General features: G+C 64.3%; 13 protein-coding genes and 1 pseudogene. 6 read left to right on the top strand and 8 right to left on the bottom strand.

Annotated features, from left to right (window positions below; translation table 11 throughout):
• Nucleotide 1: 1 nt before the first annotated feature.
• The 4 genes and pseudogenes from DH10_RS11640 to thrC form a co-directional block, all read right to left on the bottom strand.
• A pseudogene (locus DH10_RS11640) lies at nt 2-2,973 on the bottom strand (EAL domain-containing protein).
• Nucleotides 2,974-2,976: 3 nt separating this feature from the next.
• The gene (locus DH10_RS11635; RefSeq protein WP_192256778.1) at nt 2,977-3,573 is read right to left on the bottom strand and encodes a GNAT family N-acetyltransferase; all 597 of its coding nucleotides are present in this window, start codon (nt 3,571-3,573) and stop codon (nt 2,977-2,979) included.
• Between the two features lie 15 nt (nt 3,574-3,588).
• Nucleotides 3,589-4,881: a M16 family metallopeptidase gene (locus tag DH10_RS11630; protein WP_192256780.1), complete on the bottom strand. Its 1,293-nt coding sequence runs from the start codon at nt 4,879-4,881 to the stop codon at nt 3,589-3,591.
• A 14-nt stretch (nt 4,882-4,895) separates the two neighbouring features.
• Nucleotides 4,896-6,293: a threonine synthase gene (gene thrC, locus DH10_RS11625; protein WP_192256813.1), complete on the bottom strand. Its 1,398-nt coding sequence runs from the start codon at nt 6,291-6,293 to the stop codon at nt 4,896-4,898.
• Between the two features lie 128 nt (nt 6,294-6,421).
• On the opposite strand from thrC, the gene DH10_RS11620 reads away from it, so the two are divergent.
• Nucleotides 6,422-7,171, top strand: a complete 750-nt coding sequence (locus DH10_RS11620; RefSeq protein WP_192256782.1) for a hypothetical protein — start codon at nt 6,422-6,424, stop codon at nt 7,169-7,171.
• Between the two features lie 132 nt (nt 7,172-7,303).
• Here DH10_RS11620 and DH10_RS11615 read toward each other — a convergent pair whose 3' ends face one another.
• Entirely contained in the window at nt 7,304-8,866 is a 1,563-nt protein-coding gene (locus DH10_RS11615; RefSeq protein WP_192256784.1) for a winged helix-turn-helix domain-containing protein, read from the bottom strand.
• Between the two features lie 109 nt (nt 8,867-8,975).
• Between DH10_RS11615 and DH10_RS11610 the strand changes: the two genes are divergently transcribed.
• Nucleotides 8,976-9,437: a cupin domain-containing protein gene (locus tag DH10_RS11610; protein ID WP_192256786.1), complete on the top strand. Its 462-nt coding sequence runs from the start codon at nt 8,976-8,978 to the stop codon at nt 9,435-9,437.
• Between the two features lie 121 nt (nt 9,438-9,558).
• Here DH10_RS11610 and DH10_RS11605 read toward each other — a convergent pair whose 3' ends face one another.
• Nucleotides 9,559-10,248 (bottom strand): HAD family hydrolase, encoded by a 690-nt coding sequence (locus DH10_RS11605; RefSeq protein WP_192256788.1) that lies wholly within the window; start codon nt 10,246-10,248, stop codon nt 9,559-9,561.
• A gap of 173 nt (nt 10,249-10,421) precedes the next feature.
• On the opposite strand from DH10_RS11605, the gene DH10_RS11600 reads away from it, so the two are divergent.
• Entirely contained in the window at nt 10,422-11,555 is a 1,134-nt protein-coding gene (locus tag DH10_RS11600) for a site-specific DNA-methyltransferase (protein ID WP_192256790.1), read from the top strand.
• A gap of 44 nt (nt 11,556-11,599) precedes the next feature.
• On the opposite strand, the gene DH10_RS11595 is transcribed toward DH10_RS11600, so the two are convergent.
• Together DH10_RS11595 and mutY are read right to left on the bottom strand one after the other, a co-directional pair.
• Nucleotides 11,600-12,211, bottom strand: coding sequence for an HAD family hydrolase (locus DH10_RS11595; protein ID WP_192256793.1), 612 nt, complete (start codon nt 12,209-12,211; stop codon nt 11,600-11,602).
• A 10-nt stretch (nt 12,212-12,221) separates the two neighbouring features.
• Entirely contained in the window at nt 12,222-13,364 is a 1,143-nt protein-coding gene (mutY, locus tag DH10_RS11590; RefSeq protein WP_192256795.1) for an A/G-specific adenine glycosylase, read from the bottom strand.
• A gap of 32 nt (nt 13,365-13,396) precedes the next feature.
• Here mutY and DH10_RS11585 point away from each other — a divergent pair, with 32 nt between their 5' ends.
• From DH10_RS11585 to DH10_RS11575, 3 genes are all read left to right on the top strand, one after another.
• The gene (locus tag DH10_RS11585) at nt 13,397-13,897 is read left to right on the top strand and encodes a DUF721 domain-containing protein (protein ID WP_192256797.1); all 501 of its coding nucleotides are present in this window, start codon (nt 13,397-13,399) and stop codon (nt 13,895-13,897) included.
• A 177-nt stretch (nt 13,898-14,074) separates the two neighbouring features.
• Complete coding sequence (locus DH10_RS11580) at nt 14,075-14,818, top strand: DsbA family protein (protein WP_192256800.1); 744 nt, start codon at nt 14,075-14,077, stop codon at nt 14,816-14,818.
• 60 nt (nt 14,819-14,878) lie between these two features.
• Nucleotides 14,879-15,820, top strand: a 942-nt coding sequence (locus DH10_RS11575) for an AAA family ATPase (protein ID WP_192384744.1), incomplete at its 3' end; no start/stop codon positions are given.

Genomic DNA, 15,820 nt, shown 5'->3' with positions numbered 1-15,820 from the left:
CCTAAGCCTGCGTCAGCGGATATTGCTCCCTCAGCGTCTTCAGCACCTGGTCGCCGGGCATCGGCGCGCCGAACATGAAGCTCTGGACATATTCGCAGCCCATTTGGCGCAGCTCCAGCGCGTCGCTCTCGTCGGAGATGCCCTCAGCCACGACCGACAGGCCGAGTTCATGCGCCATGTTGACCATGGATTTCAGCAGCACCGCCCTCTTCGGCGTGGCGTCGTCGACGAAGCTCCTGTCGATCTTGATCGTGTCGAAGGGGAAGCGCGTCAGATAAGAGAGCGAGGAATAGCCGGTGCCGAAATCGTCGAGCGACAGTCCGATGCCGAGTTGTTTCAGTTTACTCAGCACATGCGCGGTCTGCTCGGGATTGTCCATCACCAAAGATTCGGTGAGCTCGAGCCGGAAGCAGCGCGGCTTCAGATTGGCGCGCGCGATGACCGAACGCACGTCGCTGACCAGGTCGCGGCGGATGAGCTGCCGGCTGGACAGGTTGACTGAAACCGACAGCGGCGCGTCGCCGATCTGTTTTTGCCAGGTGGCGAGATCCTCGGCCGCCTGCTGCATGGCGAACAGCCCGAGCTGCACGATCAACCCGCAATTTTCGGCCACCGGGATGAAATCTCCCGGCGGTATCATGCCGCGCCGCGGATGGTCCCAGCGCAATAGCGCCTCGAAGCCGGCGACGCTGCCGTCCTCCAGCCGCACGATCGGCTGGTAGGCGAGCGTGAACTCGCGCCGCTCGATGGCGCGGCGAAGGTCGGATTCGAACTGCAGCCGGTCGGTGCCGACGGTGCGGAAGGCCGGCCGGAACGGCTCGATCCTGTCGCCGCCGAAACGCTTGGCCTGGTGCATGGCAAGCTCGGCGTCCTTGACCATGTCCTCGGACGAGGTTTGCGCCGTCGTCCAGGTGATCAGGCCGATCGAGGCGGTGAGCACGATCTCGCGCTTGGCGAAGGTGATCGGGTTGTTGATCGCATGCTTGATCGCGTCGGCCATGGCGGCGATGCGGGCCGGATCCTGCTCCGACAACAGCATCAGCGCGAACTGGTCGCCGGCAAAGCGCGACAGCGAATCCTTGGGCTTCAAGAGCCGGTGCAGCCGGCGCGCGATGGTGAGCAGGATGGTGTCGCCGGCGGAAATGCCAAGCCCGTCATTGACCTGCTTGAAGCGGTCGATGTCGATGACGAACACCGTCGGGCGCACCTTGTCCTCGGTGCGGGCGATCGAGATGATCGCCTCCAGCCGGTTCATGAACAGCTCGCGGTTCGGCAGGCCGGTGAGGTTGTCGTGCACGGCGTCGTGCAGCAGCCTTTCCTCGGACTTCTTCTGCTCGGTGACATCGACCATCGTGCCGACGCAGCGGATCACTTCACCGTCCGACCCGATCACCGGCCGCGCCCTGAGCGAAAACCAGTGATAATGGCCGTCGGCGCCGCGCAGGCGGAAATTCTGCGCCACCCGGCCGCGGCGGTGCTCCAGCACCACGTCGAGCGTTGTGCGGAACGTGTCGCGGTCGTCGGCATGCAGCACCGGCAGCCAGTTGCGGGCCGCGCCCGACAGGCTGTTGGGGGCGAGGCCGAGCTGAATGCTAATGTCGGGCTTGGTCACCACGCGGTCGCGCAGCACGTCCCAGTCCCATACGATATCGCCCGATCCGGCGACCGCGAGCGCCTGGCGCTCGAGGTCGGAGAAGAGGCCCTGGTGCAGCGCGCCGCCGGCAAAGGCGTGCTGCATGACGGTGAAGCCGATCAGAAGGATGATCAGGATCAGGCCGCCGCCCAGCGCCGGCTGGGCGATGTCGTTGTCCAGCATGCCGGTGATTGCCATCCACGAGCCGCACAGCCACAAGAGCACCATGACCCAGCTGGGCACCAGCATGATGGCGCGGTCATAACCGCGAATGCCAAGGAAGATGATGAGGCCGAGCCCGGTGAGCGCGGTGGCGGCAAAGGAGATGCGGGCGATACCGGCGGCGACCGCCGGATCGACGATCGCCACCCCGGCGATCAGAAGCAGACCGAGGATCCACACTAGCGCGCCGTAGCTGAAATGGCCGTGCCATCGGTTGAGGTTGAGATAGGCGAACAGGAACACCACGAAGGTCGCCGCCAAGGCCACCTCGGTGCCGGCCCGCCACATCTGCTCGTTGCCGGGCGATATCTCGATGAGAGGAACACCACGAAGGTCGCCGCCAAGGCCCCCTCGGTGCCGGCCCGCCACATCTGCTCGTTGCCGGGCGATATCTCGATGCCCTTGTTGAGGAAGCCGAAATCGACGCAGATATAGGCGAGCACCGCCCAGGCGAGTGCTGCCGTGGCGGGGAACATCGAGGTTCCCTTGACCACGAACAGGATGGTCAGGAACAGCGCCAGCAGGCCGGCAATGCCGATGACGATGCCGCGGAACAGCGTGTAGGAATTGACCGAGTCCTTGTAGGATTCCGGATCCCACAGATAGACCTGCGGCAGCTTCGGCGAGGCGAGCTCGGCGATGAAGGTGACCACCGTTCCAGGGTTCAGCGTCACCCGGAACACGTCGGCGTCGGGGCTGGTCTGGCGGTCGAGCGCGAAACCTTCGCTGGGCGTGATCGCCGCAATGCGGGTCGAACCGAGATCCGGCCAGAAGATGCCGGAATTCACCAGGCGGAAATGCGGCGCGACGATCAGCCGGTCGAGCTGCTGGTCGGTAGTGTTGGCGAGCGCGAACACCGCCCAGTCGCCGGTCGAGCGCGCATCATTGGCCTCCACTTCGATGCGCCGCACGATGCCGTCGGGGCCGGGCGCGGTCGAGACCTGGAAATTCTCGCCCTGGTTCCGGTAGATCGCGACGGCGCCCGAAAGGTCGAGCGCTTTATCGTCGCGGGCGATTTTGATCGGCTCGACGGCAAGGGCCGGCGCGGCTGCCGAGAGCGTGACGACGACCGCCAGGATGAGGGCGAACAGCGACGCGATTCGCGGAAAATTCGTCACATATCAGCCCTTCGTTCCATCATCCGGCGGATCGTCCGCGATCCGGGCGTAGAGGTAGTGATCCTGCCAGATGCCGTTGATCCTGAGATAGGATCGCAGAAGTCCTTCGCGCCGGAATCCGGCTTTTTCAAGCACGCGGATCGACCGGGCGTTGTCGGGAATACAGGCAGCCTCGATCCGGTGCAACCTCAGCGTATCGAAGGCAAAACGCGACACCACCTTGACCGCGTCGGTCATCAGCCCGCGGCCGCCGTAGCGTTCGCCGATCCAGTAGCCGATATGGCCGCTTTGCGCGACGCCGTGGCGGATGTTGCCGAGCGTGATGCCGCCGGCGAGCTTGCCGCTCTCCTTCTCGAAGATGAAGAAGGCGATGGCCGTGCCTTGCGCATAGTCCTCGCGGTAGCGGCCGATGCGCAGCCGCCAGGCGGTGCGGTCGAGCTCGTCCGGCTGCCAGCGCGGCTCCCACGGCTCCAGGAAGGCGCGGCTTTCGCCGCGCAGTTTCGACCATTCGCGATAGTCGTTGGTCAGCGGCACGCGAAGCGTGACCTTTTCGCCCTTCAGTGCCGGCAGGTCGCGGCGAAAGAAAGGGAGCGCGAACACGGCGCTTGTTCGGGGTTAGACGGCGAGCCTGCGGGCCGTCGTCTGCGGACCCGCAAGCGAATCGAGGATCGCCTCGTAGGGTGCCAGCGTGCCCACGGGGCCGACCGCCGTCAGCGTCGGCTTGGTCGAGAACAGCCGCGACGAGAGGTCAGTCAGCCGCTCGATGGTCAGCGCTGCCAGCCGCTCCATCAATTCCTCCTTGGCGATCGGCCGCCCGAACAGGAGCAACTGCCTGGCGATCTGCGAGGCGCGGCTTGCCGGGCTTTCGGCCGACATGATGAGGCCGGCGCGATATTGCGCGCGTGCCCGGTCGAGCTCTTCCTGCTGGATGCTTTCGCCGGCCTTCTGCAGTTCGCCGATGATGACCGGCACCAGCTTGGCGATATCGCTCTGCCCGGTCGCGGCATGCACGCCGAAAATGCCGGTGTCGGAAAAGCCCCAGTGGAAGGCATAGACCGAGTAGCACAGGCCGCGCTTCTCGCGCACCTCCTGGAACAGCCTCGACGACATGCCGCCGCCGAGGATCATCGACAGCACCTGCGAGGCGTAGAAGTCGCGCACATGGTAGGCGCGGCCCTCGAAGCCGAGCACGATCTGCGCGTCCATCAGGTCGCGGTCCTCGCGGAAGTCGCCGCCGACATATTGGGCGTATTGCGGGATGTTGCTCGAGGCCTTGGCGCGAAAGCCGCCGAGCTGCTTTTCGACCTCGCGCACGAAATTGTCGTGCTTGATGTCCCCTGCGGCCACGATCACCATGCGCTCGGCGCCGTATTGCCGTTCGATGAAGTCGTGCAACTGTTTCGAGGTGAAGGATTTGACCGTCTCCGGCGTGCCGAGGATCGAGCGGCCGATGGTCTGGTGGCGGAACGCGGTTTCGGTGAACCTGTCGAAGACGATGTCGTCTGGCGTGTCGTGCGCGGCGCCGATCTCCTGCAGGATCACATGCTGCTCGCGCTCCAGCTCTTCGGGGTCGAATTCCGACTCCTGCAGGATGTCGGCCAGGATATCGACCGCCAGCGGCACGTCGTCGGAGAGCACCCTGGCGTAGTAGGACGTCGTCTCGACGCTGGTGGCGGCATTGATCTCGCCGCCGACATTCTCGATTTCCGAGGCGATCTCGAAGGCGCTGCGCCGCTTGGTTCCCTTGAACGCCATATGCTCGAGCAGATGGGCCATGCCATGCTCTTCGTCGCGTTCATTGCGGGCGCCCGACTTGACCCAGGCACCAAGGGCAACGGATTCGAGGCTTGGAAGGGTTTCGGTGGCGACTGTCAGGCCGTTCGACAGACGGCTTACCTCAACACCCATATGGCAACTACTCCCTAACGGGCCGCCCGCGTGTGGCGGCTCACGTAATCTTCCACCATTTTCAGCTCGGATGGAAGTATGGTGTACTTTTCGTCGGCTGTCATCAAGCCGGCAAGCCATGAGGGGAGCGCTGGAGTAACGCCGCTGGCGGCCTCGACCGCTGCCGGGAACTTGGCCGGATGCGCGGTGCCCAGCACCACCATGGGCACGGCGCCTGACGCGTGGCCGGCCGCTACGTGCACGGCGGCGCCCGTGTGCGGATCGAGCAGGTAGCTGCTCGCTTCGAGCGTCTGGCGGATGGTTGCGGCAACCTCGTCGACGCTGGCGCGGCCGGCGTCGAACTCGGCGCGGATCCTAGCCATTTCGCCCGCTTCGATGGTGAAGGCGCCGGATTGCTTCAGCCCGTTCATGTAGCGCCGGACCGTCGCGGCATCGCGGCCCGCCGCCTCGAACAGCAGGCGCTCGAAGTTCGACGACACCTGGATGTCCATCGACGGCGAGGTGGTGGCGAACACGCCCTTGGTGCGGTATTCGCCGCTCGACAATGTGCGCGCCAATATGTCGTTGTCGTTGGTGGCGATGATCAGCCGTTCGACCGGCAGCCCCATGCGCTTGGCGGCGTAACCTGCGAAAATGTCGCCGAAATTGCCGGTCGGCACGGTAAAGGACACCGGCCGGTCGGGCGCGCCGAGCGAAAGGGCCGACGAGAAATAATAGACGATCTGGGCCATGATGCGGGCCCAGTTGATCGAATTGACGCCCGACAGCGACACACGGTCGCGGAAGCCGTGATCGTTGAACATGTCCTTCACCAGGCCCTGGCAGTCGTCGAAATTCCCCTCGATCGACAGCGCGTGGACATTCGCCGCGCTCGACGTCGTCATCTGCCGCTGCTGCACCGGCGAGACCTTGCCGTTGGGGAAAAGGATGAAGATGTCGGTGCGGTCGCGGCCGGCGAAAGCGTCTATCGCAGCGCCGCCGGTGTCGCCGGAGGTGGCGCCGACGATGGTGGCGCGTTTGCCCCGTTCGGCAAGCACATGGTCCATCAGCCGCGCGAGCAGCTGCATCGCCACGTCCTTGAAAGCGAGCGTCGGACCGTGGAAAAGCTCTAGGACGAAGGTGTTTTTCCCTGTCTGCACCAACGGGCAGACGGCGTCGTGCCGAAAAGTCGCATAGGCCTCGCGCACCAGCAGCTCGAAGACGGGTGCGGCGATCTCGCCGCCGAGGAAGGGCGTCAGGACGCGAATGGCAAGGTCCGGATAGGCAAGGCCGCGCATGGAGCGGATTTCGGCGGCCGAGAACTGCGGCCATTCGCGCGGCACGTAAAGCCCGCCGTCGCGCGCCAGCCCGGCCAGCACCGCGTCGGAAAATCCAAGCACGGGCGCATCCCCGCGGGTACTCACATATTGCATCATAAAAGGCCCATCGTTGCCGGCCGCATCATCCACGGCAAATTGGTTAATTTTCAGAACCGGCTCAGTCGCATTTTCGCCGCGGCGTTGATATACGTCACCGGCTTTGTGAGAGGGAAGTGCAGTTCATGAGGTTTTATTCGGTCAACCGTCGTGTTGTCGCGGGTCTGGCGCTCACCGGCTTTATGCTTGCCGCCGCCGGATGCCAATCGAGCGACAACGGCATTCTGAACTTCGGCTTCAGCAAGAAGGATCCGACCGCGCCGCCGCCGCCGCAGGATCCGAAAGTGCTGGCCAGCCAGTTGCGCGCCTACTGCCCGAAGGTGACGCTGCGCGACGGCACTGCTTTCTTCAACACCTATGCCAAGGGCACCGCCGCCAAGCCGAAGAAAAAGAAGGCCGATGCTGCGGCGGACGCTGAAGCCGAGGCAGCAGCGGCCGCCGCGCAGACCGGCCCCGACGGTCAGCCGGTCGACCCCAATCGCGATCCGACCAAGATCATCTACCAGGCTTCGATTACCGACGTGACCCGCGACTGCACGCACGAAAACGGCCAGCTGACGATGAAGATCGCGGTCGCCGGCAAGGTCGTGCCGGGCCCGCTGTTCACGCCCGGCACCGTCACCATGCCGATCCGCGTCGCGGTCCAGCACGGGCCTGACGTGCTCTATTCGCAGCTTCATCAATATCAGGTGCAGGTCACCGATCCGTCGGCCGCCACGCAATTCGTCTTCACCGACGCCAATGTCGTGGTGCCGGAGCCGACCGCTCGCGACTACCAGGCCTATGCCGGCTATGACGAGAACGCGCCGAAAGCTGCGACGGACAAGTCGAAGGGCAAAAGGAAGAAGCGCGTCGCCGCAGCAGTGACGAACTGATGCGTGGATGCATTGACGCCCGGCAGCAGCCTGATTGATGCAAGCTGGACAAAGGCCGGATGGTTGGCGGCAAGTTTGTCGTAGCGGGTCGATACAACAAATTCGAAGGACGACGGCGCGTGGCCGGTCGGGCTACTCCGGCAGTCCGGCGTCCCGCAGCGCGCTGCCAAGAGCCTCTGCGAGCGCAGGCGCACAATTCACGCCGGCAAACTGGCGGCTGTAGCGAAAGGCAGGCTGAAGCTCGAGCACGCGCGCGGCGGCCGCCCTCGCTTCGTCCAATCGGCCAAGCTTGGCCAACGCGGCGGCCAACTGCACATAAGTGATACTATGCGCTGGGTTGGCTTGAACCGACTTGTAGGCCGCGCGGCAAGCTTCTTCGTAACGCCCGCGCAGCAAATGGCTCATTGCTTGCGCATCAAATGCGGCCCAGGCCCACGTATCGAACGGGCTCAGCCGCATACCCTGCACGCTCCATTCTATCGCGCGCTCCGCTTCGCCGCTCCATCCGAGAACGACGCTGCCAAGAATGTAGGTCAGTGCCGATGACGGGCTGATGGCGAGGGCAGCTTCCAATGCGGTGAATGCAGCGGCGCGATCGTGCGCATCCATTCCGATGGAAAATCCGGCCCACGTCAGAGCGAGCGCATCATCTTGTCCATGGACAATGGCCGACCGGGCGTGGCGGATCGAAGAGGCTCGGTTGATTTCCTGCAGACCGGCGCGAAGGAACAAGCAATGGTGGCACATCGCGGCATTGCCATGCGCCAGCGCATAAGCTGGCTCGAGCGCGATGGCGCGGTCAAGAAGCACCAGCGCTCTCGTCACTTGCTCCGGCATGCCTGAATCGACGTCAGGCTGGGCTTGCAGCACCAGATCGTACGCGTCGAGACTGTCGGGGCGCTTGCGCCTGACACGTTCGATTTCCGCTTTCCGCACGCTCGGCGCAATCGCGCCCACCACTGACAACGCGATCTCATCTTGAAGCGCAAAGATGTCTTTGGAGCCGCGGTCGTAGCGCTCGGCCCATACATGTGCACCGGTCGATGCATCGACCATCTGCCCGGTCACGCGCACCCTGCCGCCGGCCTTGCGCACACTGCCTTCGAGGACATAGCGAACGCCAAGCTCGCGACCGACCTGCTTCACGTCCACGGCGCGACCCTTGTAGGCGAAGGTCGAGTTTCGTGCGGTGACGAACAACCACTTGATGCGTGCGAGGCCTGTGATGATGTCGTCGACCATCCCATCGGCAAAGTACTCCTGCCGCGGATCGCCGCTCAAGTTCGAGAACGGCAGGACCGCGACGGAGGGCTTCTCGGGCAAGGTCGGCGCTGATGCGGCGCGTGTGGCGGTCGAAGCATCGGGGGCATTCGTCGCGACAGCCGGTCCGACATATCGATAGCCTCGGCGCGGCAGCGTTTCGATCCAGCTCTCGGCATTCGCCGCGTCGGCCAGCACCCGGCGCAGGGCTGCGATCTGCACCGTCAGATTGTTATCGGCAACCGCCAATCCGCCCCAGCCGGCCTCGATCAACGCGCCCTTGGACACGGGTACGCCGGCGTTTTGGATCAGCAGGCGCAGCAACGCAATTGCGCGTTGCCCAAGCATGGTCGGCTCGGCCCCGTAAAAGAGAATGCCCACCTCCGGATCGAGGCGGAACGGGCCGAACTGGTAGAGGTCGCCCCTGACTATCATTCGAGTCTTTTAGCAAATTTTTGGGAACGGATTCACGACTTTCCGGCGTGGACGGCCGATGTTGCACGAATGCTGGCCAGAAATGAGCGCCCAGTCAGAGGAGGATCATATGAGCGCCAATGCCGTCATCCGTATGCCCGATGAGAAGAAGGGCGTCATGCTACGTGGTCATCCTATGGTCTTCCTTGTCACCGGCGAAAATACCAAGCACACGAGCATGTTCGACTGGACGATTCCTCCAGGGTTTGCCACCGGGCGGCATGTTCATCGGGTGCAGGAGGAAACCTTCTACCTGATCGAGGGCGAGTGCGAGTGGCATGTCGGCGACAAGACAATCCGCGCAACGCCCGGAACCTATCTGTTCATCCCACCGGGAGTGCCGCACAACATCACGAATGTCAGCGAGAAACCGGCACGCGTGCTGATGACCGTTTCTCCACCTGGCCACGAGCATTATTTCGAAGAGCTCGCCAAACTCGCGGCGCAGGGTGCGCCGGATCCAAAAGCACTCGCCGATCTGCGAAACCGCTACGACACCGATCAGCTCTCGACGTTGACAACACGCGTGTAGTCTCCGTCCCAACGTTCGATGGCTTCCGGCCTTTCTGAGACCTGCGGCGACGTCCGCTGTTTCGCCGCTATTGGCGGACAAGCGGACGTCAGAAAGCGGACGTCAGACTGGACAGCGAACCCTAGGCGTCTTCCGACCACTCCGACAGCGCCGCAATCGTGCTGCCCAGTTCCGCGAAGCGGCGGATGACCGTCTCGGCGCCGGCCTCGGTCAGCGCGTCGGCATGGCCAGGATAGCTGTGCCCCGCGCCGGTGAAGCCGATCACGCGCATCCCCGCCGCCCTGGCGCCGGTGATGCCATGTACGGAATCCTCGATGACGAAAGTATTCTTCGGGTTCGCGCCGAGCTGTTCAGCGGCGTAGAGGAACACGTCGGGCGCCGGCTTGGTCTTCTTACTGGGTATGTCCAGGCCTGAAAAGATGCGGCCGGCGAAGAACGGCAGCAGGCGCACCTTTTCCAGCATGAACTCGATCCGTTCCTTGCGCGAGTTGGAGCAGACGGCGCGCGGCACGGTAACGGTCGCCACCGCCTCGCGTGCGCCGTCGATGATGCGCACGTCGCTGCGCAGCTTGCGGTCGACGAGTTCCTCTGCGCGGTCGATCAGCGCGGCCTGGAACGGGATATTCGACTTCTCCTCGACCCGCATCAGGATGTCCTTGAAGGTCAGCCCCGCATAGGTCTCGGCAAGCTCTTCCGCCGAGATCTCAAACCCGGCCGAGGTCAGAAGTTCGGCCTCGACGCGCGCGGCGATGATTTCGGAATCGACGAGCACGCCGTCGCAATCGAAGATGACAAGGTCTGGCTGGGGCATGGCAATCCGGAACGCAGGGAGGAAAACATGGCCTGACTGGCCCAAGCGGCGCGGCATACACCAATGGGCCGGTCTTCGCAAACCGCGCAAGGCTGTCCAGCCTTCACCGAATGTTTACGCTGATCGGTAACCATAACAGCCAGTAAACCGTAACGCGTGCTTTGGGTGTTTTGATGTCTGCCATGCGTCTTATCGACGAGCTTTCCCACGCTCCCCAGCAGTCCGAATGGCTGGACACGATCCTGAAAGGCGACTGCGTCGCCGCGCTCGACAGGCTGCCGGAAAAGTCGATCGACGTCATCTTCGCCGATCCGCCTTACAATCTGCAGCTCGACGGCGACCTGCACCGTCCCGACCAGTCCAAGGTCGACGCCGTCGACGACGACTGGGACCAGTTCGAGAGCTTCGAGGCCTATGACGCCTTCACCCGCGCCTGGCTGCTCGCGGCGCGCCGGGTGCTGAAGCCCAACGGCACCATCTGGGTCATCGGCTCCTACCACAACATTTTCCGCGTCGGCGCCAGGATGCAGGACCTCGGCTTCTGGATCCTGAATGATATCGTCTGGCGCAAGACCAATCCGATGCCGAACTTCCGCGGCCGCCGCTTCCAGAATGCGCATGAGACGATGATCTGGGCCTCGCGCGACCAGAAGACCAAGGGCTATACCTTCAACTACGAGGCGCTGAAGGCATCGAACGACGATTTGCAGATGCGCTCCGACTGGTTGTTCCCGATCTGCACGGGTGGTGAGCGGCTGAAGGACGAAAACGGCAACAAGCTGCACCCGACGCAGAAGCCGGAGGCGCTGCTTGCCCGCATCATGATGGCCTCGACCAAGCCGGGCGATGTGGTGCTTGATCCCTTCTTCGGCTCCGGCACAACGGGGGCTGTCGCCAGGCGCCTCGGCCGCCACTTCGTCGGTATCGAGCGCGAGCAGGCCTATATCGACGCCGCCAACGAGCGCATCGCGGCCGTTCGTCCGCTGGAGAGCGCCGACCTCACCGTGCTTTCCGGCAAGCGCGCCGAGCCGCGCGTCGCCTTCATCAGCCTGATCGACACCGGCCTGATGGCGCCGGGCGCCACGCTCTACGACGCCAAGAAGCGCTGGGCCGCCAAGGTGCGCGCCGACGGCACGCTGGCCATCGGCGACAGCGCCGGCTCGATCCACAAGATCGGCGCCGAGGTGCAGGGGCTCGATGCCTGCAACGGCTGGACCTTCTGGCACTATGAGCGCAGCGGCGGCCTCACCCCGATCGATGAGCTGCGCCGCATCGCGCGCCTCGGCATGGAGCGGGCAGGGGGTTGATCCGTTGACTCAAAGCTTCAACGGATCGCCGCAAGCGATTCATATCAGGCCGCAATCCTCAGCCGCTCAAGGTCTGCTTTAAGCGCCTTGGCCTCGGTGAACAGCACCGCCTGCCAGCCGGCCGCCTTGGCGCCGTCGACATTCTTCTGGCTGTCGTCGATGAACAGCGTGGCGGCGGGCTCCAGGCCGAATGATGCGATGTGATGGTCGTAGATGGCCTGATCCGGCTTGATCAGGCCGATTTCGCCCGAGACGGTGACGCCGCGCGGGCGGTCGAGAAATTCGAAGCGCTGGCGGGCCTCGGCGAAAGTGTCGGCGGCGAAATTGGTCAGCATTGTCACGTCGTGGCCGCTCTCGATCAAACCGACCATGATGGCGACGCTGTCGTCATAGGCATGCGGCACCATCTCATGCCAATAGCGGCGGAAATTGCGGATGTTTTCGGCGTGATCGGGATGCTCGGCGATCAGCTGCGCCTCTGCCTCTTCCCATGTCCGCCCGCGATCCTGCTCGATGTTCCAGGCGCTGGTGCAGACATTGTCGAAAAACCACTTCCGCTCCGCCGCATCGGGGATCAGCCGGCTGAACGGAAGGTCCGGATCGTAGTGGATCAGCACCTTGCCGATGTCGAACACGATGTGGCGGATTTCGGTCATGTCTGTCCTTTCAGCGAGGGCGTTGTTTCCTGGTCGCGCCCGGTATCGCCGCCTCGATTACCTTTTTCATGACGGTGGGCAGCGCTTCCCCGGAAATTTCATGGGCCAGCGACCAGAAATGCCCGCCCGGCGCGCCACCTTCGATGTGGGCATGAAAGACTTCGAGTTCGAGCGCGAAATGCGTGAAGACATGGCCGATGCGTCCGGCGCGCCGCCAGTCGGCAGCAAAGGGCGCGGCGTCTTCGGTAGTTGCCCCGTCTATCCGTGCCGTCCAGCCCGTGGTCGGCACCTCCGTCATGCCGCCGAGCAGTCCCTTGTCCGGCCGCTTGCGCAACAGGATGGCGCCGTCGTCGCGCTCGGCGACGAAGGCGGCGCCGCGCCTCAGCGGCTTGTCATCCTTCGGCAGCCGGACCGGGAAGCGTTCAGGATCGCCCGAAAGGATGGCGCTGCAATCCTCGCGCACCGGGCACAGCATGCAGCGCGGCCGCCGCGGCGTGCAGATCGTCGCGCCGAGGTCCATCATCGCCTGGGCGAAGTCGCCGGGCCTTGCCGGCGGCACCAGCTTTTCGACCAGCGCGCGGATTTCGGGCTTGGCCTCGCTGAGCGGGGTTTCGATCGAGTGGAGCCGCGAGATGACGCGCTCGACATTGCCGTCGACGACGGCGGCCGGACGATCGAAGGCGATCGCCGCGATTGCCGCCGCGGTATAGGCACCGATGCCCGGCAGTTCCTTCAGTCCGGTCTCGGTGTCGGGAAAACGGCCGCCCTGCCGCGCCACGAGATCGGCGCAGGCCTTCAGATTGCGCGCCCGGGAATAGTAGCCGAGCCCGGCCCAGGCCTTCATGACGTCCTCGGCGGGCGCGGCGGCTAGCGCCTCGACGGTCGGCCATTTCTCCACGAAGGTGCGGAAATAGACCTTCACCGCTTCGACCGTGGTCTGCTGCAGCATCACCTCGGAGAGCCAGATGCGGTAGGGATCGGGCCTTGTCCCGCGCGCGAACGCCCCGGGCGTCACGCGCCAGGGCAGGTCGCGGTGATGCGCGTCGTACCAGGCAAGCAGGCGGGCGGCGATGTCCAGGGATACGCTTTCGCTTGCATCTCCGGATGTGGCCTTCTCGGTTGCGGCCTTGCGGGTCTGGTCTTGCGGTGCCATTGATCGGGTGAGTTTGGGATCGGAGAACGCACATGGCAGGGAAAAGGCGCTTCGGCAATCCCGTTCCGGTCAGCGATCTCGCGACCGAGATCCTCGATCCGGTGCTGAAGAAGCGCGCCGGCATCTCGATCGGGCTGGTGCAATCCTGGGAAGAGATCGCCGGTCCGCGCCTGGCCGGCCACTCGCGCCCGGAAAAGATCCAGTGGCCGCGCCGCCTGCATGAGGACGATCCGTTCGAGCCGGCGGTGCTGGTCATCGCCTGCGAAGGCATGGCGGCGCTGCATCTGCAGCACGAGGCCGGCGAGGTCATCAACCGCGTCAACGCCTTTCTGGGCTTCAATGCGATCGGCCGCATCAAGATCCTGCAGAAGCCGGTCCTTTCGGCCAAAGCGCGGCCGAAACCCCAACCGAGGCCGCTCAGCGAGGCAGAGAAATCGAAGCTGGCGCGCACCGTCGGCAAGATCGAGGACGACGGCCTGCGCGCGTCGCTCGAGCGGCTTGGGGCGACTATCCTCGGACAAAAAAGGCCATGAGCATGTCTCCCGAAAAGGACATGCGGCGTGCTGCAAAATTGTCGTCAATATCGCATATTCGTGATCGCGCACGAAAAATTGGCGATTGGATTGGGGACGGCGATGCCTTAATTCGCGCCAACTCTCGCCTTTTCTAGCTCTTGCATTGCACAATCCAACCGATATCAGGTGATTCGCATGAACCGTGCCCCTTTTGGCAAAAGCTTGTCCCGCAGGAACCTTCTGACCACGCTGGCCGCCGTTCCGGCTGTGGCGCTGCTTGCCGCATGCAGCGACTCGGGCGAGGAGGCGAAGGCGGCCGACGCGAAGCCCGCCAACCCGTCGACGCCAGCCAAGCCGGCCACGCCGGCGGCCGTTCAAGTGCCGGAAGCGCAGGGCACGGTCGACATGGCGGAACTGCTGAAGCCTGGCGCCTTGCCCGACAGGCAGCTCGGCAAGGACGACGCCAAGGTCACCATCGTCGAATACGCCTCGATGACCTGCCCGCATTGCGCGCATTTCAACGAGGCTACCTTCCCTGAGTTGAAATCGAAATATATCGACACCGGCAAGGTGCGCTACATCCTGCGCGAATTCCCCTTCGACCCGAGCGCCGAAGCCGGCTTCATGCTGGCGCGCTGCGCTAAGGACAACTACTTCGCCATGGTCGACGTGCTGTTCAAGCAGCAGCCGAGCTGGGTCGGCGTCAGCAATACCAAGGAGGCGCTGCTGCAGATCTCCAAGCTCGCCGGTTTTACACAGGAGTCCTTCGAGGCCTGCTTGACGGACCAGAAACTTCTGGACGATGTGAGAGCAGTCCAGAAACGCGGAGCGGACGAGTTCAAGGTCGACTCGACGCCGACCTTCTTCATCAACGGAAAGACCTACAAAGGGGCGATGTCGATTGAGGAAATGTCGGCCATCATCGACCCTCTGCTCTGACGTCCGGGCCGCGCCGAAGCTGTTTGGCTTCGGCATGTTGGCCTTTGCGGGGCGGCGCGAATGAAGTTTTCGCGCCTTCGCCTGCTCGGTTTCAAGTCCTTCGTCGAGCCCGGTGAGTTCGTCATCGAACGCGGGCTGACCGGCATCGTCGGGCCGAACGGCTGCGGCAAGTCGAACCTTGTCGAGGCGCTGCGCTGGGTGATGGGCGAAAGCTCCTACAAGAACATGCGCGCGTCCGGCATGGACGACGTGATCTTTTCAGGCTCCGGCGCGCGGCCGGCGCGCAACACCGCCGAAGTCACGCTTTTCCTAGACAACAGCGACCGCACGGCGCCCGCCGCCTTCAACGATGCCGATGAGCTGCAGGTGTCGCGCCGCATCGAGCGCGAGGCGGGCTCGCTCTACCGCATCAACGGCAAGGAAGCCCGCGCCAAGGACGTGCAGTTGCTCTTCGCCGACCAGTCGACCGGTGCACGCTCGCCGTCGATGGTCGGCCAGGGCCGCATCGGCGAGCTGATCCAGGCGAAACCCCAGGCCCGCCGCGCCCTTCTCGAAGAGGCGGCCGGCATTTCCGGCCTGCACACGCGCCGGCACGAGGCCGAGCTTAGGCTGAAGGGGGCCGAGCAGAACCTCGAACGACTGGATGATGTCGTCGGCGAATTGGAAAGCCAGATCGACAGCCTGAAGCGCCAGGCGCGCCAGGCCTCGCGGTTCAAGAACCTGTCGGCCGACATCCGCAAGGCCGAGGCGACGCTCTTGCATCTGCGCTGGACGCTGGCCAAGACCCAGGAAGGCGAGGCGCGTTCCGCGCTTGCCGTAGCTACCACGCTGGTCGGCGACCGAGCCGCAGCCCAGATGGCGGCCGCCAGGGAACAGGGCATTGCCGCGCACCGGCTGCCTGACCTGCGCGACGCCGAGGCCGCCGCTGCCGCCGCCTTCCAGCGCCTGTCGATCGCCAAGACGCAGATCGAGGAGGAAGCCGGCCGCATCCGCTCGCGTCAG

This window comes from Mesorhizobium silamurunense, assembly GCF_014843825.1.
GTDB lineage: Bacteria > Pseudomonadota > Alphaproteobacteria > Rhizobiales > Rhizobiaceae > Mesorhizobium > Mesorhizobium silamurunense.
This window is presented reverse-complemented; position numbering and strand designations above follow the sequence as displayed.